Source organism: Ruegeria sp. BC7 (genome assembly GCF_056539165.1).
Genome location: NZ_JBQFUL010000006.1, coordinates 127,215 through 146,554 on the forward strand (window position 1 = coordinate 127,215; position 19,340 = coordinate 146,554).

The 19,340-nt window shown below is 60.2% G+C and carries 18 protein-coding genes; 14 read left to right on the top strand and 4 right to left on the bottom strand.

Features of this window, described 5'->3' with window-relative positions; translation table 11 throughout:
* From ACR0KS_RS15470 to rarD, 7 genes are all read left to right on the top strand, one after another.
* Positions 1-381 (top strand): GFA family protein, encoded by a 381-nt coding sequence (locus tag ACR0KS_RS15470; protein ID WP_170567192.1) that lies wholly within the window; start codon positions 1-3, stop codon positions 379-381.
* A gap of 15 nt (positions 382-396) precedes the next feature.
* Positions 397-2,850 (top strand): GcvT family protein, encoded by a 2,454-nt coding sequence (locus ACR0KS_RS15475; protein ID WP_170567190.1) that lies wholly within the window; start codon positions 397-399, stop codon positions 2,848-2,850.
* Between the two features lie 3 nt (positions 2,851-2,853).
* A complete protein-coding gene (locus tag ACR0KS_RS15480) occupies positions 2,854-3,906 on the top strand; it encodes a zinc-binding dehydrogenase (RefSeq protein WP_170567189.1) in 1,053 nt (350 codons plus the stop codon).
* A 14-nt stretch (positions 3,907-3,920) separates the two neighbouring features.
* Positions 3,921-4,814, top strand: coding sequence for a homocysteine S-methyltransferase family protein (locus tag ACR0KS_RS15485; protein WP_170567187.1), 894 nt, complete (start codon positions 3,921-3,923; stop codon positions 4,812-4,814).
* 4 nt (positions 4,815-4,818) lie between these two features.
* Positions 4,819-5,766: a helix-turn-helix domain-containing protein gene (locus ACR0KS_RS15490; RefSeq protein ID WP_170567185.1), complete on the top strand. Its 948-nt coding sequence runs from the start codon at positions 4,819-4,821 to the stop codon at positions 5,764-5,766.
* 89 nt (positions 5,767-5,855) lie between these two features.
* Positions 5,856-8,309 carry a GcvT family protein gene (locus ACR0KS_RS15495; RefSeq protein WP_170567183.1) on the top strand — a complete coding sequence of 818 codons (2,454 nt, stop codon included), beginning with the start codon at positions 5,856-5,858 and terminating at the stop codon, positions 8,307-8,309.
* A 267-nt stretch (positions 8,310-8,576) separates the two neighbouring features.
* Positions 8,577-9,482: an EamA family transporter RarD gene (gene rarD / locus ACR0KS_RS15500; protein ID WP_170567181.1), complete on the top strand. Its 906-nt coding sequence runs from the start codon at positions 8,577-8,579 to the stop codon at positions 9,480-9,482.
* Here the strand turns inward: rarD and ACR0KS_RS15505 are convergent.
* Both ACR0KS_RS15505 and ACR0KS_RS15510 read right to left on the bottom strand, forming a co-directional pair.
* Positions 9,473-10,177: an SGNH/GDSL hydrolase family protein gene (locus ACR0KS_RS15505; RefSeq protein ID WP_170567179.1), complete on the bottom strand. Its 705-nt coding sequence runs from the start codon at positions 10,175-10,177 to the stop codon at positions 9,473-9,475. The genes rarD and ACR0KS_RS15505 overlap by 10 nt on opposite strands.
* 2 nt (positions 10,178-10,179) lie before the next feature.
* Complete coding sequence (locus ACR0KS_RS15510) at positions 10,180-10,590, bottom strand: nuclear transport factor 2 family protein (RefSeq protein ID WP_170567178.1); 411 nt, start codon at positions 10,588-10,590, stop codon at positions 10,180-10,182.
* 96 nt (positions 10,591-10,686) lie between these two features.
* On the opposite strand from ACR0KS_RS15510, the gene ACR0KS_RS15515 reads away from it, so the two are divergent.
* From ACR0KS_RS15515 to ACR0KS_RS15530, 4 genes are all read left to right on the top strand, one after another.
* Complete coding sequence (locus tag ACR0KS_RS15515) at positions 10,687-11,334, top strand: RluA family pseudouridine synthase (RefSeq protein WP_170567176.1); 648 nt, start codon at positions 10,687-10,689, stop codon at positions 11,332-11,334.
* Between the two features lie 197 nt (positions 11,335-11,531).
* Positions 11,532-12,203 carry a YiaD family glycine zipper/OmpA-like lipoprotein gene (locus tag ACR0KS_RS15520; protein ID WP_170567174.1) on the top strand — a complete coding sequence of 224 codons (672 nt, stop codon included), beginning with the start codon at positions 11,532-11,534 and terminating at the stop codon, positions 12,201-12,203.
* 119 nt (positions 12,204-12,322) lie between these two features.
* Complete coding sequence (locus tag ACR0KS_RS15525; RefSeq protein WP_170567172.1) at positions 12,323-12,865, top strand: NAD(P)H-dependent oxidoreductase; 543 nt, start codon at positions 12,323-12,325, stop codon at positions 12,863-12,865.
* A gap of 49 nt (positions 12,866-12,914) precedes the next feature.
* Positions 12,915-13,715, top strand: a complete 801-nt coding sequence (locus ACR0KS_RS15530) for an FAS1-like dehydratase domain-containing protein (RefSeq protein ID WP_170567169.1) — start codon at positions 12,915-12,917, stop codon at positions 13,713-13,715.
* Here the strand turns inward: ACR0KS_RS15530 and ACR0KS_RS15535 are convergent.
* Entirely contained in the window at positions 13,707-14,741 is a 1,035-nt protein-coding gene (locus ACR0KS_RS15535; RefSeq protein ID WP_170567167.1) for an NAD(P)/FAD-dependent oxidoreductase, read from the bottom strand. The genes ACR0KS_RS15530 and ACR0KS_RS15535 overlap by 9 nt on opposite strands.
* A gap of 55 nt (positions 14,742-14,796) precedes the next feature.
* Between ACR0KS_RS15535 and mnmC2 the strand changes: the two genes are divergently transcribed.
* Positions 14,797-15,462, top strand: coding sequence for a tRNA (5-methylaminomethyl-2-thiouridine)(34)-methyltransferase MnmC2 (gene mnmC2 / locus ACR0KS_RS15540; RefSeq protein WP_170567165.1), 666 nt, complete (start codon positions 14,797-14,799; stop codon positions 15,460-15,462).
* A complete protein-coding gene (locus ACR0KS_RS15545) occupies positions 15,459-16,328 on the top strand; it encodes a DMT family transporter (protein WP_170567163.1) in 870 nt (289 codons plus the stop codon). The genes mnmC2 and ACR0KS_RS15545 overlap by 4 nt, the downstream gene beginning before the upstream one ends.
* On the opposite strand, the gene ACR0KS_RS15550 is transcribed toward ACR0KS_RS15545, so the two are convergent.
* A complete protein-coding gene (locus tag ACR0KS_RS15550) occupies positions 16,302-18,266 on the bottom strand; it encodes a lytic transglycosylase domain-containing protein (protein WP_170567161.1) in 1,965 nt (654 codons plus the stop codon). The two genes, ACR0KS_RS15545 and ACR0KS_RS15550, sit on opposite strands and share 27 nt — an antisense overlap.
* Before the next feature lie 132 nt (positions 18,267-18,398).
* On the opposite strand from ACR0KS_RS15550, the gene dapA reads away from it, so the two are divergent.
* Positions 18,399-19,271, top strand: coding sequence for a 4-hydroxy-tetrahydrodipicolinate synthase (gene dapA, locus ACR0KS_RS15555; RefSeq protein WP_170485737.1), 873 nt, complete (start codon positions 18,399-18,401; stop codon positions 19,269-19,271).
* Positions 19,272-19,340: the final 69 nt, after the last annotated feature.

Below are 19,340 nucleotides of genomic sequence, written 5' to 3' on the forward strand. Positions count from 1 at the left end.
ATGCACACCGGTTCCTGTCTGTGCGGCAAGGTCGCGTTCAAAATTGACGGAGACCTCACGCCGCCAAATGCCTGTCACTGCGGTCAGTGCCGCAGGCAGTCGGGGCATCTTTGGGCCTCAACCGTCACGTATCAGGACAACCTCAGCTTTACCGCCAGTGATACACTGGGCTGGTATCGCGCCTCGGACATCGCCAAGCGCGGCTTTTGCAGCGCCTGTGGCTCATTCCTGTTCTGGCAGTACAATGATGAGGACACGATTGCGATTTCGGTAGGCTCTCTGAACGAGCCCACCGGTTTGAAACTCGCCCAGCACATCTTTGTCGCGGACAAGGGCGATTACTATGACATCCAGGACGATCTGCCCCAGCGGGCACATTAACAGGGGATCAAGACCATGAGTGATTTTCCAACCAAGGCCCGTGTGGTCATCATCGGCGGCGGCGTTGTCGGCTGTTCGTCACTGTATCATCTGGCCAAGAAGGGCTGGACCGATTGCGTTCTGCTGGAAAAGAACGAGCTGACGGCTGGCTCGACCTGGCACGCGGCGGGGAATGTTCCGACCTTTTCGACCTCGTGGGCGATCATGAACATGCAGCGCTATTCGACCGAGCTGTATGCGCGGCTGGCCGATGAGGTTGACTACCCGATGAACTACCACGTCTCAGGTTCGATCCGCCTGGCGCACAGCAAAGAGCGGATGCAGGAGTTCGAGCGTGCCCTGTCCATGGGCCGCTATCAGGGCATCCCGATGGAGATGTGGACGCCGGACGAGGCAAAGGAACGCTATCCGTTCCTTGAAACCCATGATCTTGAGGGCGTTCTGTACGACCCGACCGATGGTGATATCGACCCGGCGCAGTTGACGCAGGCGCTGGCCAAGGGTGCGCGCGATCTGGGTCAAAAGATCATCCGCTTCTGCCCGGCAACCGGCGTGACGCAGCACGACGACGGCACGTGGACGGTTCATACCGACAAGGGCGATATCGTCTGTGATTACGTGGTCAACGCCGCGGGCTACTATGCGCAGCGCGTGGGTGAGATGTTCAAACCCTATGGTGGCCGCACCGTGCCTGCGATGGTCATGAGTCACCAGTACCTGCTGACCGACGAAGTGCCTGAGATTGAAGCATGGTCGAAGGAAAACGGTGGCAAGCTGCCGCTGCTGCGCGACGTGGATATCTCTTACTATCTGCGGCAAGAGAAAAACGGCTTCAACCTTGGTCCGTACGAGCCAAACTGCAAGGGCCATTGGATGACCGAAGACGACCCGATGCCCGAGGATTTCAGTTTCCAACTGTGGAACGACGATCTGGACCGGATCGAGGACATCGTCACCGACGCGATGGAGCGGGTGCCGCTGATGGCGACCTCGGGTGTGGGTCGGGTGATCAATGGCCCGATCCCCTATGCGCCTGACGGCCTGCCTCTGATCGGGCCGATGCCGGGCGTGACAAACGCGTTCGAGGCGCACAGCTTTACCTTCGGCATCGCACAGGGCGGCGGGGCTGGCAAAGTGCTGGCCGAATGGATCGTCGATGGCGCAACCGAATGGGATATGTGGGCCGTCGATCCGCGCCGCTACACCGACTACACCGATCAGGACTACTGCAACCAGAAGGGTATGGAGGTCTACGGCAACGAATACGCCATGCACTTCCCGCATCACGAATGGCCTGCGGCGCGGGACAAGAAGCTGTCTCCTGTCCATGACAAGATCAAAGAGATGGGCGGCGTCATGGGGGCCTATAACGGCTGGGAGCGTGCCAATTGGTTCGCCAAGCCGGGTGACGATACCTCGCTTGAGGCCACGCATACATGGGGGCGCTCGGGTCCGTGGGAGCAGCGGATCAAGGAAGAATGCGAGGCCGTGCGCGACCATTGCGGTGTGCTGGACCTGCCGGGGTTCTCGCGGTTCAAGGTGCAAGGGCCGGGGGCTGACGAATGGCTGCGGGGGCTAGTGGCCGGGTCGCTGCCCAAGATCGGTCGCGTCGGGCTGGTCTATTTCTCGGATGATCGCGGTCGTATTCTGACCGAGATGTCCGTAACCCGCGAGGCTGAAGACCTATTTGTGCTGGTCACTGCCGCAACTGCGCAATGGCATGATCGGGAATGGTTGGAACGCCACATGCCCGCAAACGCAGCCTTTACTCTGGAAGACTGGACCACGCGTATGGACACGCTGATCGTGACCGGCCCCAAATCCCGCGAGGTACTGAGCAAGGTTTGCGAAGCCGACCTGACGCTGCCGTGGCTCAGCTTTCAGGAAAGCGAGATCAAAGGGGGCTGGGTTGCTTTGCTGCGCGTGTCCTTTGCGGGCGAACTTGGGTGGGAAGTCCACGCTGAGAACGCGGATATGCCGGCGATTTATGACGCCATCCTCGAAGCTGGGGCAAAGCCGTTCGGCATGTATGCCCTGAACTCTTTGCGGATCGAAAAAGGCTACCGCGCGTGGAAGGGCGATCTGTCCACCGACTATTCGCTGCTGGAAGGCGGGCTGGGGCGCTTTGTCAAGCTGGACAAGCCGCAGGATTTCCCCGGCAAGGCTGCAATCCTGAACGAAAAGCAGCAGGGGGTGAAAAAATCCTTTGTGACCCTAACGGTCGAGGCCGGTGATTGCGACGCACCCTACATGTCATGCATCTGGCAAGGGGATCAGATCGTGGGTGAGACGACCTCGGGCGCGTGGGGCTATCGTGTTGGCAAGTCCATTGCGCTGGGCATGATCAAGTCGGAACTGGCCAACCCCGGCACCGCGCTAGAGGTCGAAATCTACGGCCAGAAATACCCCGCCGTGGTGCAAGAGGATCAGCCCCTCTGGGATCCGGCCAACGAACGGCTGCGGGCCTGATCCATGGCTGTTCCGCGCGTCATGCAGGGCGTTTACCTGACCCGCCACGGTGGGGCAGAGGCGTTGGAGTGGCGCGCGGATATCCCCGTGCCACAGCCCGGACCCGGTCAGGTCTTGGTCCGGGTCGCGGCAGCCGGGGTGAACAACACCGATATCAATACTCGCGTTGGCTGGTATTCGTCAGATGTGACCGGCGCGACAGATGCGGTGGATCAGGATGTCGATGCAGGCGGCTGGGGCGGGGCGCTGCACTTCCCGCGCATTCAGGGCGGTGATCTATGCGGGATCGTTGAACTCACCGGGCCAGAGACGGGTTTCACCCAAGGCCAGCGCGTAACCTGCCCGATCAACCTGCCACGTCCACGCCCCGGCAATCCCACCGGTTTCATCGCGCTGGGGTCCGAGATTGACGGGGCCTTCGCGCAGTACTGTCTGGTTGAGGCGTCTGATCTGTACGACGTATCGGCCTCACCCCTGTCAGATGCCGAGATCGCGGCCATTCCCTGCGCCTTTGGCACGGCGGAAAACCTGCTGACCCGGGCGGGCGTGACCACCGGGCACAAGGTTCTGATCACTGGCGCGTCCGGCGGTGTCGGCCTTGCCGCCGTGCAACTGGCCCGGCTGCGCGGAGCGACCGTGTGGGGCGTCACCAGCCCCGCCAAGGCCGATGTGGTCAAGGGGCAGGGGGCCACGGATACGTTCGACCGAAACGCGCCTTTGCCGAAGGATACGTTCGACGTGGTGATCGACGTGGTCGGCGGCCCCGCATGGCCCGGCCTGATCCTGTCGCTGAAACCCGGTGGGCATTACGCCGTCTCGGGTGCCATCGCCGGGCCTATCGTTCAGGCCGACTTGCGCGACATTTACTTGCGCGACATCACCATCCACGGCTGCACTCATCAGGCGTTCGAGGTTTTCGGCCGACTGGTCGAACTGATGAACGCAGGCCGGATCAAACCTTTGATCTCAAAAACCTACCCGCTAAGAGATATTGCCAAAGCGCAAGAGGACTTTCAGTCCAAGGCGTTTGCGGGAAAACTGGTTCTCATTCCCTGAGGAAAGGTAAGGCAATGGCGGATATCACCTTGTTGGACGGCTCGATCGGGCAGGAACTGGTCAAACGCGGCGGCGAAAAGCCCACGCCTCTGTGGTCTACGCGGGTGATGATGGATCAGCCCGAACTGGTGGGGCAGGTCCATGCGGATTACTTCCGACGTGGCGCGACGGTTGCCACGACGAATACCTATGCTGTCCACCGCTCACGTCTGGTGCGCGAAGGGATCGAGGACCAATTGCCCGCCCTGATCGACACGGCGCTGAGTCAGGCGGAGGGCGCGCGGCCCGCTTCGGGCGGACGGATCGCCGGGGCGCTGGGGCCACTGCTGGCCTCGTACCGGCCCGACTTGAAACCCGATGTCGAGGAAGCCGCGCTGAAATACGCCGAGCTTGTCAGTCTGATGAACGACCGGGTGGACCTGTTCCTGCATGAGACGGTCTCGTCCCTGCAAGAGGCTGAAGGCGCGCTGCGCGGGACGGAAAGTGCAACCAAACCCGTTTGGTTGGCGTTGTCAGTGATGGACAATGACGGCACCCGTTTGCGCTCGGGCGAGCAACTGGCGCAGGTTGCTCCGCTAGTGGACAAGTTCGCGCCGCAAGCGGTTCTGATCAACTGCACCCGGCCGGAATCGGTGATGCCCGCGCTGACGATCCTTGAGACGATGGGCCGCCCCTATGGGGCTTATGCCAACGGCTTCACCGGTATCACACAGGATTTTCTGGAAGATGCGCCCACGGTTGATGCTCTGGAACAGCGCCATGACCTGACCCCCGAAGCCTATGCCGATTTCGCCATGTCCTGGGTCGAACACGGGGCCACCATCGTCGGCGGCTGCTGCGAGGTTGGACCGGACCATATCGAGGCGATGGCCCATGCTTTGCGCGTGGCCGGGCATAGGATCGTCTGACGCCATGTCGCCGGCACAGCAGCATTTCGATATCGTCGTCGCCCCCGGCTTTGTGCTGCTTGAACTGGCGTCTCTGGTCGAGGTGCTGCGGCTGGCCAACCGCGTGTGCCCTCACCCGCCGTTTACCTATACCTATCGGTCGCTCAGAGGGGGGGCGATCCTCAGCAGCAGTGATGCACTGATCCAGACCGAGGCTGTCAGCGCCCAGCCCAAGGCGGATTACCTCTTTGTCATCGGCAATTCCGACCCCGACCATCCCGATCTGTCGCTGGGCCGCGTGGTGTCTGACTATACCTATCGCGGCGCACAGGTGTTTCTGCTGGCTGAGGCCGCCAGCCGCTATATCGACGAAAGAGGCACGGCGGATATGGCCACCCATTGGGAAAACGCGTCGTTCCTGCGGGAAAGGGGTGCGCGGTTCGAGGCCAAGCTGTCGATTGCGACCGAACAGGGCGCGGTTGTGACCTGCGCGGGGATGGAGGCGACCACGGATGTCGCTTTGGCCGTAATCGGGCGGCATATCTCTGGCCCAGCCAAGATGACCGTCGCCGATATCATGCTGCACGAAAACATCCGCGATTTTTCCTCGATGCAGCCGTTTTCAGGCGCGCGCATGACCGCAACCGGGGATGCCAAGCTGGACCAGTGTATCAAGCTGATGCAGGCGAATATTGAAGACCCCCTGCCGATCCACGAAATCGTCGAGGAACTGCACCTGTCCAACCGCTCGCTGGAACGTAAGTTCAAGACGTTCTTCGGCACCACGCCCAACGGCTTCTACCGCGAGATGCGGCTGGCCAAGGCCAACAACCTGCTTTTGAACACGACGATGAGCGTGCGCGAGATCGGTCTGGCCTGTGGTTTCCCGAACGGGTTTTCCTCGGTCTACAAGAGCTTTTTCGGCGTTACCCCGTTTGTTCTGCGGCGGGAAAAGCGCGCGGCACATCGGTGAAAATTACCCATTTTGTGACGCTTTTGATGCATTTACTGCCGATCTTCCGTGGCAGGTTGACCCAAACCTGACACAGCGGAGATTTCAGGATGGTTGATCTTCCCAGAAAGGCCCGAGTGGTCATCATCGGCGGCGGCGTAATCGGTTGTTCGGTCGCGTATCACCTGACCAAGAAGGGCTGGAACGATGTTGTCCTGCTGGAGCGGAAACAACTGACCAGCGGCACTACGTGGCACGCCGCCGGTCTGATCGCCCAACTGCGGGCGACGGCGAACATGACCAAACTGGCGAAATACAGTCAGGAGCTTTACGGCTCGCTCGAGGAAGAAACAGGCGTTGCCACCGGGTTCAAACGCTGCGGTTCGATCACTGTTGCGCTGACCGAGGAGCGCAAGGAAGAGATTTATCGTCAGGCAGCGATGGCCCGCGCTTTTGGCGTCGAGATCGAAGAGATTTCGAACGAGCGGGTCAAAGAGATGTACCCCCACTTGAATACCCAAGACGTTAAGGGCGCGGTCTATCTGCCGCTGGACGGGCAAGGCGACCCGGCCAATATCGCGCTGGCCTTGGCCAAGGGCGCACGGCAACGCGGCGGCATCGTCAAGGAACGGGTGAAAGTCACAGATATCACCAAACAGGGGCGCAAGGTCACGGGCGTCGATTGGGTCGCCGATGACGGCAGCGCCTCGGGCCATATCGAATGCGACATGGTGGTGAACTGCGCGGGCATGTGGGGGCACGAGGTTGGCCGGATGGCAGGCGTGAACGTCCCTCTGCACGCGTGCGAACATTTCTACATCGTCACCGAAGGCATCGACGGACTGACCCAGTTGCCGGTGCTGCGCGTGCCGGACGAATGCGCCTATTACAAGGAAGACGCAGGCAAAATCCTGCTGGGCGCGTTTGAGCCGAACGCCAAGCCCTGGGCCATGAACGGCATTCCCGACAGTTTCGAGTTTGACCAACTGCCAGAGGATTTTGACCATTTTGAACCGATCCTCGAGGCGGCGGTGAACCGGATGCCGATGCTGGCCGAGGCGGGGATTCACACCTTCTTCAACGGGCCGGAATCCTTCACGCCCGACGATGCCTATCATTTGGGCCTTGCGCCAGAGATGGACAACTACTGGGTCGCCGCCGGGTTTAACTCAATCGGGATTCAGTCGGGCGGTGGTGCTGGCATGGCGCTGGCCGAATGGATGGACTCGGGCGAAAAGCCCTTTGATCTGGGTGACGTGGATATCAGCCGGATGCAGCCGTTTCAGGGGAACAAGAAATACCTGTTTGAACGGTCCAAGGAAACACTGGGCCTGCTCTATGCCGACCACTACCCCTATCGCCAGAAGGCCACCGCGCGCGGAGTGCGGCGCACACCGTTCCACCACCACCTCAAGGATCAGGGCGCGGTTTTCGGAGAGCTTGCTGGCTGGGAACGCGCCAACTGGTTCGCCAATCCGGGGCAAGAGCGCGAATACCAGTATAGCTGGAAACGTCAAAACTGGTTTGAAAACTCAGCCGCCGAGCACCGTGCCGTGCGCGAGAATGTGGGCATGTATGATATGTCCTCGTTCGGTAAGGTCCGTGTCGAAGGCCCGGATGCCGAAGCATTCATGAACTACATTGGCGGCGGAGACTATTCGGTGCCAAACGGCAAGATCGTCTATACCCAGTTCCTGAACCGTCAGGGCGGGATCGAGGCTGATGTGACCGTCACCCGCCTGACCGAGACCGCCTATCTGGTCGTCACCCCCGCGGCCACTCGTCTGGCGGATCAGACGTGGATGCAGCGACACGCGGGCGGTTTCAATGTGGTCATCACCGACGTCACCGCGGGCGAGGGCGTTTTGGCCGTCATGGGCCCCAATGCGCGCACGTTGCTGCAAAAGGTTTCGCCCGCTGATTTCTCGAACGCAGCAAACCCGTTCGGCACCGCGCAGGAAATAGAGATCGGTATGGGTCTCGCCCGCGCGCACCGTGTCACCTATGTGGGTGAGCTGGGGTGGGAGATCTATGTCTCCTCCGATATGGCGGGTCATGTGTTCGAGACATTGCACGAGGCGGGGCAGGACATGGGCCTGAAACTGTGTGGGATGCACATGATGGATTCGTGCCGGATCGAGAAAGGGTTCCGCCATTTCGGACATGACATCACTTGTGAGGATAACGTCGTCGACGCCGGGCTTGGCTTTGCAGTCAAAACTGACAAAGGCAGCGACTTTATCGGTCGTTCGGCGGTTATTGAGCGCAAGGAAAGCGGGCCGAAAAGCCGGTTGGTTCAATTTCGCCTAACCGATTCCGAACCGCTGCTGTTTCACAATGAACCGATTGTTCGGGACGGTGAATATGTGGGCTACTTGAGTTCGGGCAACTACGGTCATACGCTGGGAAGCGCCATCGGTATGGGCTATGTACCATGCGAGGGAGAGAAGGCGGCAGATGTGCTGGCTTCGTCCTACGAAATAGACGTATGCGGTGTGAAGGTCAAAGCCGAGGCGTCGCTAAAGCCAATGTACGACCCTAAATCCGAGCGCGTTAAGGTCTGAACCGTTTGAAAATGGGGCTCTGCCCCCGCCGCGGCAAGCCGCGTCTCCCCCGGGATATTTTCAGCCAGATGAAGTACGGATCCCCTGCTTCATCTGGCCCCAAATATCCCGGAGCGCGAGGCAGAGCCTCGCATGCCAGCACCGCAGCTCGCGGAACGGTTGCGTGTTCAACCCATAACGATTTGTTATGTGAACCTTCACGATTTTCGCAGTTTTCCTGATGGCAGAGTTTGCCTAAAGACAACCAGTGTCGATTGGAGACCCGCTATGGTGAACGCTGCTGCCCCTTTACAGAATACAGATACACCGAGGGGATTGGTGTTGGCTGTTACGGCCTATGTTCTGTGGGGATTCCTACCCCTGTACATGAAGGCGATGGCGCATATCGGTCCGGTAGAGATCGTTGCCCACCGTATCATCTGGTCAGTACCAGTGGCAGGAGCGCTTCTGATTGCGTTGGGGCGAACGCGGGATCTGAAGGCTGCTTTGAGGAACCCGAAAATGCTGGGTATGGCTGGCTTGACGGCTGGGCTGATCTCGGTGAATTGGGCCATTTATGTCTGGGCGATCGCCAGCGGAAACGCCCTTGATGCCGCATTGGGATATTACATCAACCCTTTGTTCAGTATTGCGCTTGGTGCGGTATTGCTTCGTGAGCCATTAAACCGGACGCAACTGATTGCGGTCGGGTTGGCGGCTGCAGGTGTGGCGGTTCTGGTCCTTCAAGCCGGCAGCATCCCTTGGGCAGCATTGGGACTCATGGTGAGCTGGGGGTTCTATGCATTCTTCAAGCGGTCTCTGCCAATCGGTCCCAATCAGGGTTTCCTGCTTGAGGTTCTGATCCTGCTGATCCCGGCCTTGGCCTATGTAACCTGGCTGGGCGTCCAGGGGAACGGCCACTTCGGAATTGCTGCCACCGATACGATGCTGCTTGCCGGTGCGGGGGTGGTTACGGCTGTTCCCCTGTTGGTCTATGCCAATGGTGCCAAGCTTGTTCGCCTGTCGACGATGGGAATTCTCCAGTATATTGCACCGACCATGATATTCATCACAGCGATCACGGTCTTCGGCGAGCAGATCGACCAGGGGCGCATGATTGCCTTCCCGCTGATCTGGGCGGCGCTTGTGGTGTATTCAATTCCTATGATCCGGCAGATGCGGGCTCAACCCTGACGGAGTAGGTGCGCGGCCTTTGCCGCCCAGATCGCGTAGGTTTTGGGGCTGGGGTGATACCCGTCCGGTGCGGCCAGAGCTGGATCGTCCGGCAAGTCCAATGACAGATGGAACGCTTGACGATGCTGGGCAACGACCTGTTGCAACCCCTGATCAAGTCGGGCCGCCTGCTGCCCGAGAACCCAGGCCAGAGGCTGCGGGAGCGCTGGAAAACGGCTCATTTCGGGTACGGCTGTCATCGCCACGCGCTTCACCCCCAGCTGCCCGACAAGCAAGTCTACCAATTGACTTTGCCGGTCAATGAAAGACTTTCGGGTAACGCCCCGGGTCACGTCATTGACGCCCAAGGCTGTAACCGCCGCATCAAATTGATTGTCCAAACCTCGAAGTCTGTCGATCGTATCCTGCGTCGTGTGGCCTGTTGTGGCCTCGAGCCTCCATTCGACGGTGTAGTGACGCGAGAGTTCGCGAACCAGATACCCCGAAAGCGCCTGCGCCTGAGTGCCTGCGCCAACACCGGCCGCTGAACTGTCTCCGGCGATCAAAAGCCGCAACCGAGGCCCTCGCCCGTCGCGTCCTTCCCGGGGACCAATTGGCTCGGGCAGCAATCGAGCGTTGCGGCGAACAGACAGACCTTGCGCCGCGAGTATCGGCAGCAAGGGTAGGCGCAGCAGTTGGTCCGCAGCAACGGGCATGATCAGCTCAGCGCGTTCTTGAATTCCAGAAAGCGCGGATCCGTCATGACGCGGGCCATCATCGCTTCGCGTAGGGCGCCGATGGTCTTGTAGGGGCGCATGACCACTTCAAACTCCTGAATCAGCCCGTCGTCGTTAAGAGTGATCAGATCAACCCCGACCGCGTCCAGATCGCCAACCTTGCATTGGAATTCCAGCGCCCAGTCTTTGCATTCGCCCATGATACGGCGGTAACGGAAGTCCGAGAAGACCTGCGCCACATGGCCCAGAACCGCAGCCGCCGGAGCACGACCTGTCCAGGTGCTGTAATAGGTCGGCGGAGAAAACCGAACGTCCTCGGCCAGCAATTCGTGAATTAGGTTTTCGTCGCCCTTGGCAACGACTTCTTGCATGCGCTCGATCGTGGGGTGCATGGTCTCTCCTCCGGTTTTTGCGCAGAGTTGCGGAACCTCTGGGTTCAGGCAAGGACGACGTTGCGGGACTTTGCGCGGTACGTTAGGCAAGCGCGCATGAGCGAAGCATATGATCCCCCGAAAACGCCACTGGATGTCCTGCATGAGGATGCGCAGTTGATCGTGGTGAACAAGCCATCGGGCCTGCTGTCGGTTCCGGGACGCGGAGAGCATTTGGCGGATTGTCTTTTGGCGCGAGTGCAGGCGGCTTTTCCGCAGGCATTGCTGGTGCACCGGCTGGATCGGGATACATCGGGGGTGATGGTGTTCGCGCAGACGCCCCATGCGCAGCGGCATCTGAGCATGCAATTTGAGAAGCGCCAGACCCGTAAAACCTATATCGCGCGTGTATTTGGCCGGGTTGAGCCCAAAACCGGAACCATTGATCTACCGCTGATCGTGGACTGGCCCAACCGCCCGCGCCAGATGGTGTGTCATCAGACCGGAAAGGCCGCGGTAACCGATTGGCGTGTCGTCAAACACGAGGGCGACACGACCCGAGTGCGCCTGTTTCCGAAAACCGGGCGGTCACATCAGTTGCGCGTCCACATGCAATCGTTGGGTCACCCGATTTTGGGCGATCCCTTTTACGCGGAAGGAGCGGCGCGCGATTATCCGCGTCTTATGCTGCATTCAGAAGAACTCCGTCTGAAGAACCCAGAGGGCGGGGTGTCGATGAAGTTCCGCGCCGCCGCAGATTTCTGACATAGAATCGCGCGAATCCGTGGCAATCTGCGGTTGCAGTGGACAAATCTGCCAGAGTGTCGCGACAGGAAATCATTGAGCGGCGGGTAACTGCCGATATCACCGGATTGTTGCTTGAGCCTGCGACCGCAGGGCGCGATATACCGGACCGAACAATATGGACCCGATGAACGGGTGTCAGAGCAGAAGGTGATTTTATGGCGATTTCAAAGTTTGTCGTTTCCGCTGGGCTGTGCTCGGCTATGTTTTTGGGCGCGTGCACAGACCCCGGCACACTGAGCTTGCCTGGCGATCCGAACCAGAACGCAAAACAGGGTGCGATTCTGGGTGGTCTGGTCGGTGCGGGTGTCGGGGCGATCGCGAACGGCTCTGATCCGCTTCTTGGCGCGTTGGCCGGTGGTGCGATTGGTGCGGCTGGCGGTGGCCTGATCGGTAACCAATTGGACCAGCAGGCCGCGGAACTGCGCCAGCAATTGGCCAATCAGGGGATCACCGTGACCAATGCCGGGGACCGGCTGATTGTCACCGTGCCGAACGACATCACCTTTGACACCGACAGTTCGACCGTGCGCCCGGCGCTGCGGGCTGATCTGGTGCGGGTGGGGCAGAACCTGGTGAATTACCCCAATTCAACCGTGCAGGTCATCGGCCATACGGACAGCGACGGCGAGGCGTCGTACAATCAGGCCCTTTCAGAACGTCGGGCGCGCTCTGTCGCCGATATTCTGCAGGCTAATGGTGTCAACAGTGCCCGGATCAGCACGATTGGACTGGGTGAGAACCGTCCGGCGGCCTCGAACCTGACGGCTGAAGGCAAAGCCCGTAACCGTCGGGTTGATATCGAGATCATTCCAAACGGGCGCACCTGAACCTGACGGGGCACCGTCAGGTGCCTTGGCTTTTTTGCACATTGACTGCGCGTCATGGGGGCTTTGGCGCGCAGATGTGTCGCGCTAACTAGTGAAAGACACCATCACGGAGCCCTCTCATGTCTGAACCGATCCTGCTTGGCCTGTCCGGGTCGCTGCGCCAGAGCGCAACCAACCGTAAGCTGCTGCGTGAAGCTGCGCGACTGTTTGATCCGGGGACATATGTCGAGGCGGACCTGAACCTGCCGCTTTATGATGGTGATCTGGAGGACGGCGAAGGTATCCCCGGGCCGGTGCAACTGCTGGCGGATCAGATCGCGCAGGCGCACGCCGTGATCATCTCAACGCCGGAATACAACAAGGGTCCATCCGGAGTATTGAAGAACGCGCTGGATTGGGTGAGCCGAACCAAGGGCAAGCCGTGGGCGGACAAACCCGTTGCCGTGATGTCCGCCGCTGCAGGTCGCGCAGGTGGTGAGCGGGCCCAAATGGTCCTGCGCAGCTATATGGTGCCGTTTCAACCCCGTATTCTGCAGGGGCCGGAAATTCATCTGGCCAGCAGTTCCAAAGAGTTTGATGAGCAAGGGAAGCTGACCAGTGAGCGCTATGAAAGCACTCTGCAAACCCTGATGCTAAAGCTGCGCGCCGAGGCTGGCTTCTGATCGTCGCGGGCCGCTTGTCGGCGCCTGTTCCGCTGTCTAGTCTTCTGCCATGACGGAGGAAACACAGACAGATGTTCTGGACCCGGCCCGCGCCGCTGCGCTTCAGATCGCGCTGGGGCAGGGCGGGACCATCGGGGCAGGTACACCCTTGCCTGCCTTGTTCCACCAGCTTTATTTCTGGACGCCGCAGCCACCGGACCGTCTTGGTCGGGATGGCCATCCAAAGGTTGGCGGTGGCCTGATCCCCGATATGGGTTTGCCACGCCGGATGTGGGCAGGTGGACGGTTAGAGTTTCATGCGCCCCTTGTTGCGGGTCGGGCAGCCGAACGACGCTCGGTTCGGGAAAGTCTTGTGTCCAAAACAGGACGAACCGGGCCGCTGGCGTTTGTCACGCTGCGCCATGAGATATGGCAGGATGCAACGCATTGTCTGACCGAGTGGCAGGATCTTGTTTACCGCAACGATCCATCTGACACAGAACCGCGCCCCGTGCCGCTGGTCGCACGGACCGATGAGACTGATCGGCGTGAGGTAACTTTCAACTCGACTTTGTTGTTTCGATACTCGGCGCTGACGTTCAACGGTCACCGTATCCACTATGATCTGGACTATGCGCGTCAGGTCGAAGGGTATGACGGTCTGGTCGTGCATGGGCCGCTGCTGGCCCAGTTGTTGATGTTTTTTGCCGAGGACGTGATGGGTCCGCTTGCACGGTTTTCGTTCCGCGCGACATCGCCGTTGATGCATACAGAAACCGCGACCTTGTGCCGGAACGGTCAGAGCATGTGGGTCCGCGGCCCTGACGGGCGGCAATGCATGATTGCCGATGCCACCGCGCGATCACAGTGACGCTTCGGGCCGGAAATCTTCGGGGATCGTATCCCGGTCATCCAGTATCAGATCGGCCATGACCGCGGCCACCTTCGGGGCCATTCCAAAGCCGATCTTGAACCCGCCATTGGCGATGAACTGCCCCTTGTGCAAGGGATGCAGGCCCAGCATCGGGGCACGGCTTTTGCTGCGAGGGCGGACCCCGGCCCAGCGTTCGATCACCTCGGCCCCGTGCAGAACAGGGACCGCGCGCGTGGCACGCTCTAACACATCCTCAAGCGCGGCATCTGCGCTGGTCGGATCGTCATACTCCCGCTCGGAGGTTGAGCCGATGGCCAGCGTGCCATCCGCATGCGGCACGATATGGACCGTATCGGCAAAGAGCTGCGGAACCTCTCCGGCGTCGAACCGCAACAAAGCGGCTTGTCCTTTGACACCATTGCCGACGACCTTCCCGAATGCGTCGTTGAGTTCCAGCAGCCCGGCCAACCCGGTGGCGTGAACGACTTGCCCCTTGTCCGGTGCGTCTGTCACCACATCAACGCCCATAACGGCCAGCGCAGATACCAGCGCGGCACAGGCGCGCCGTGGGTGCATCCGGGCACTAAGCGTGTCATGGATAACATAGCCGGTTGGGCTGGGAGGGCACCACGATCCCAGTTCTGTGGTTTCAACGACCCGCCATTCGGCCTTGCCCTGCCACAGTTCAGCCGCCGTATCTGCACGAGCGTGAGCCAGGTCCAGGGTTCTGGCGTCGGGAATGGGTTGCAGCCGTCCCAGCCTTGCGTAACCCGCTGAAACCCCGCCGGTTTCCTCGACCTGTTTCCAGAATGGTTCGGCCATGATCAGGCTCTCGAACTGAAAGGCTTTCTTCGCGTTCCAGTTCTCGGGGACATGAGGGGCAAGAGCACCGACCAGCCCGCCGCTTGATCCTGCGCCCGCGCCAAAAGGATCAACGACCTGAACTTTTGCGCCGCGCCGGGCACAGGTCCAGGCGATGGACAGGCCAAAGATACCCGCGCCGCGTACCGTCACATCGACCATTGCCAAACCCCTTTTCCTTGTTCAGTGTCGCGCCGCTTAGCTACAGGATTCCCCGATGGCAGACCAGCGCGCCGAACTGACTTGGACCGACGATCACATACCCGTTTCAGACCGGTTCGACGATCCGTATTACTCATTGCAGAACGGGCTGGCTGAAACGCGCCATGTCTTTCTTGACGGCAACAACCTGCCCGCGCGCTTCGCGCCAGAGTTTCATATTGCCGAACTTGGGTTTGGCACCGGTCTGAATATGCTGACCGTGTGGTCAGAGTGGGAAAAGTCCGGGCAAACAACTCCTCTGAGCTTCACCAGTTTTGAAGCCTACCCAATGGACCCTGCGGATATGTCCCGCGCACTGGATGCTTTTCCCGAAATCGCCCCTTGGGGCACGCGTTTTCTGCAGCACTGGCGCGGAGGATCGTGCGATCTAGGTACGCTGCGGCTTGAGGTTATCGAAGGGGACGCGCGCGAGACGCTGCCCAAATGGACCAAGTCTGCCGATGCGTGGTTTCTGGATGGGTTCTCTCCGGCCAAGAACCCGGAACTGTGGGGGGCTGAGTTGATGCAGCATGTATCCGACCACACGGCCCCCGGCGGCACTGCCGCAACCTACACCGCTGCTGGTTTCGTACGCCGCGGATTGGAGGAAGCAGGGTTTTCTGTCACCCGAGCCCCGGGATATGGTCGCAAACGCCACATGACGCGGGCGGTCAGATCATGACGCAACAGAACAATACGCGCGCAGGTGTCGCCTTGATGATTGCCGCAACCGTTGTGTTTGCGTTGCAGGACGGCATGTCCCGTCACCTTGCTGGAACCTACAACACCTACATGGTCGTCATGATCCGGTACTGGTTCTTTGCCGCGTTCGTCGTGGCACTGGCCCTGCGTGCTCCGGGTGGTATCGGGGTGACGGCGCGGACCAGCCAACTGGGATGGCAGATATTGCGCGGGGTCTTGTTGGCCGGTGAGATTTGCGTGGCGGTTTATGCCTTTACCGTTCTGGGCCTGATCGAAAGTCAGGCCGTGTTCATCTGCTATCCGCTTCTGATTGCGGCGCTCAGCGGTCCGGTACTGGGCGAAAAGGTGGGCTGGCGGCGGTGGATGGCGATTGGCGTCGGCTGCATGGGTGTGCTGATTATCCTCCAACCCGGTATGGGCGTGTTCAATCCGTTGGCCGTGATACCCCTGATCTCGGCCCTGATGTTTGCCGTCTACGGATTGCTGACCCGGTATGTCGCCCGGCAGGACAGCACCGCAACCAGCTTTTTCTGGACCGGTATCGCCGGAGCGGTCGCCATGACTGCGGTCGGCATGTGGTTCTGGGAGCCGATGGAAAGCCGCGATTGGTTCTGGATGGGGTTGCTGTGCCTCAGCGGAGTGCTGGGACATTGGCTGCTGATCAAGTGCTATGAAATGGCCGAAGCCAGCGCCGTGCAGCCCTTTGCCTATTTCCACCTGATGTGGAGCGCGATTTTGGGTATCTCGGTTTTTGGCGAAACCCTGCGGCCCGCCGTCGTCATCGGCGCCGGGCTGGTCATCGCTGCTGGTCTGTTCACCCTATGGCGCGAACGCCGCCAGAGTTGAGCCTATCAACTCCTGCGAAAACGGGATCGGCAGGGCCGGTTGGCCCAGACGGGCGCGGTAAACCGGCAGGCTTTCGGCGACGCGCATCACGTAATTGCGGGTCTCGCTGAACGGGATCGTCTCAATCCAGTCGACAACGTCGATCTCACCCGCGCGCGGATCACCATATCGGCCCATCCACGAGATCGGTCTGCGCGGTCCGGCGTTATATCCGGCGGCCATCATCACGACGTTGCCGTTGAAATCGGCCGCTAGTCCAGACAGGTAATTCGCCCCCAGCTTGGCATTGTATTGCCAGTCCGACGTCAGCTTGCCCGTTTTATGACCGCTGAGAATGCCCATGTTCTTGGCAACCAGTTGAGCGGTCGCAGGCATGACCTGCATCAAACCTCTGGCACCTGCGCCGCTAACGACAACCGGGTCGAACTCACTTTCGCGCCGGGCAATGGCCAACATCATCTCCTTCGCCATCGGCAGACCCAGATCGGCCACCGGGTGCACCGGGTAATAGGCAGCAGGAAGGACAACACCGGTTTTGGCCGCACGCTTGGCAATCATCACCGCCAGATGAGGCTCTTTCAGTTCGATCACCAGATCGCCCAACTGGGTTGCCTCGACCGAGTCCAGGTCTTCCACCAGGTGTGTCAGGAACCGTTCTGACAGGTTCGCTTCGCCAGCCTGCAACAGCAGCAACCCCGCCTCCAGCACGCTGGATTCGGCGAATTCGGCCTGTTTCCAATGCGGCGCGCGTCTGGGACTTGCCAGCTCACCGTCGAAGGGGCGGCCAATCTGCTCAGCCGCCAGCAAACCGTAGAACGAGGTCTGATGGTCCGCTCCCATCGCATAGGCTTCGTAGGCCTTATCCGCATTGCCCTGTGCCGCGTAAGCCCGCCCAAGCCAATAACCGGCCCGCCCTTTCGAGATCGGCGACCGAACGGCGTCTGAGAAATTCTGGAAATGTCTCACGGCAGTCGCCGGGTCGTTCAGTTTGCGCAGGGCAAGGAACCCTGACAGCCATTCAAGGTCGGCATATCCATAGCCCATTTCAGGCGTCATGTGGTGGTTTGCCGCGATTTCATAGGCACGGTTGGCATTGCCACCGCGCATCTCCAGCCGCGCCAGCCGACGGCGGCCTTCTGCCCATTTGTCCGGTTCGCCCAGAGCCTCGGGGCCAGTGGATCGCGCCAGCATCAGGTCAATGGCGCTGTCATCCAGTTCCTTCTTGTCCCGCCAGACAAACCGGTCAAACGCCAGCCCCGGAGACTCTGCCAGCGACTTGGGAACGGCGGCCACCTTACCATCCACACCGGGCAGACGCTTTTGCAGGGCGATCCGGGCTTCGGCCAGTCTACGATGATCAGACCCAACCAAAGGCAGCATCTGCCCCGCGCTGACAAGGTGGTTGTCCCACAGCATCCGATCCAGCCGGGCTTCGTGGTGGGGCTTGAGGAGCTTTCCGAAGTTTTCAAGATAATCCTTTTGCAGACCTTTACCCATCGGCATGGTCCGCCAAGCGGCAACAATATCGGCCTCGGCATCCCCCTGACGCCCCTTGGCCTTGAGTGCCACCGCATAGTTCAAGGCGCCTTCCGCCGTTTGCGGCGGTGCATCGGAATAGAATTTCAAAACACGGTCAGGATCCGCACCGGTAAACGCCGGTTCACTTTTCCGGCGCAGCCATGTCAGACCGGGCCAGTCCGGGCGGCGGTCCAGAAAGACCAGCACATCACCGGAACTGCCAAAACCTTCGCGCAGCCAATGCCAGACGATTATGTCACGCGATACGGACCCCCGGGCACCGGCTTCGCGCAAAGCGGCGTTCCAGTCGCCTTTGCGCATTTCATACAGTCCGGCGCGCAGATCGCTCGCTGCGTCGGCATGCGCCTGCCCGAATGATCCCAGAATCATTGCCATCAATAGCGTCAGAACGCGTGTCATGCCTTGCATTTCCCAACCAACCAAGGATAGAGCCATTCAGGATAAACCTTGCGCCGCCGGGATCAACTCACATCGCTCAGATTGTGATCGCTGGTGGCCCAAAATTGCCAACTGCACTCTGAGGAGCGTGTCATGTTCAAAGGCTCGATGCCAGCCCTGGTCACCCCGTTCACAAACGGCGAGTTGGACTTGGATATGCTCAAACGGTTGGTGGAATGGCAAATTCAGGAAGGGTCGACCGGTCTAGTGCCCGTAGGTACCACCGGAGAAAGCCCCACCCTCAGCCATGAAGAACACGAAACCGTCGTCGCAGAGGTCGTCAAAGCCTCGGCCGGGCGAGTGCCCGTGATCGCGGGTGCGGGATCCAACAACACAGTTGAAGCCATCCGTTTCGTGCGATTCGCACAGAAGGTCGGTGCCGACGCCGCGCTGGTCGTGACCCCCTACTACAACAAGCCGACGCAAAAAGGTCTGATCACGCATTTCCGCGCGCTGCATGACTGCGCGGATCTCCCGATTATCATCTACAACATTCCCGGTCGTTCGGTCGTCGACATGACCCCTGAGACGATGGGAGAGCTGGCGGAGCTGCCGCGCATCGTCGGCGTTAAGGACGCCACCGGCGATCTGGCGCGCGTAAGCCAGCAGCGCGCCACCTGCGGGCCAGATTTCTGTCAATTGTCGGGCGAGGACGCTACCGCGTTGGGCTTCAATGCGCATGGGGGCGTAGGCTGCATCTCGGTCACAGCAAACGTGGCACCGAAACTCTGCGCCGAATTCCAGCAGGCGACCCTTGCGGGTGACTACGCTAAGGCGTTGGAATACCAGGATCGGCTGATGCCATTGCACGAAGCGATCTTTATTGAACCCGGCCTGGTGGGCGCAAAATACGCCCTCAGTAAACTTGGCCTCTGCAGTACCGAGGTCCGTTCGCCCCTGACAGAACTGGAAGACGGTACCAAATCCGCGATTGACGCGGCAATGGCCCACGCCGGTCTGCTATAATCCAGCTGAATCTTGGCGGGATCCGCGCTTCATCTGGCTAAAAATATCCCGGGGGATGAATTGGTCTGA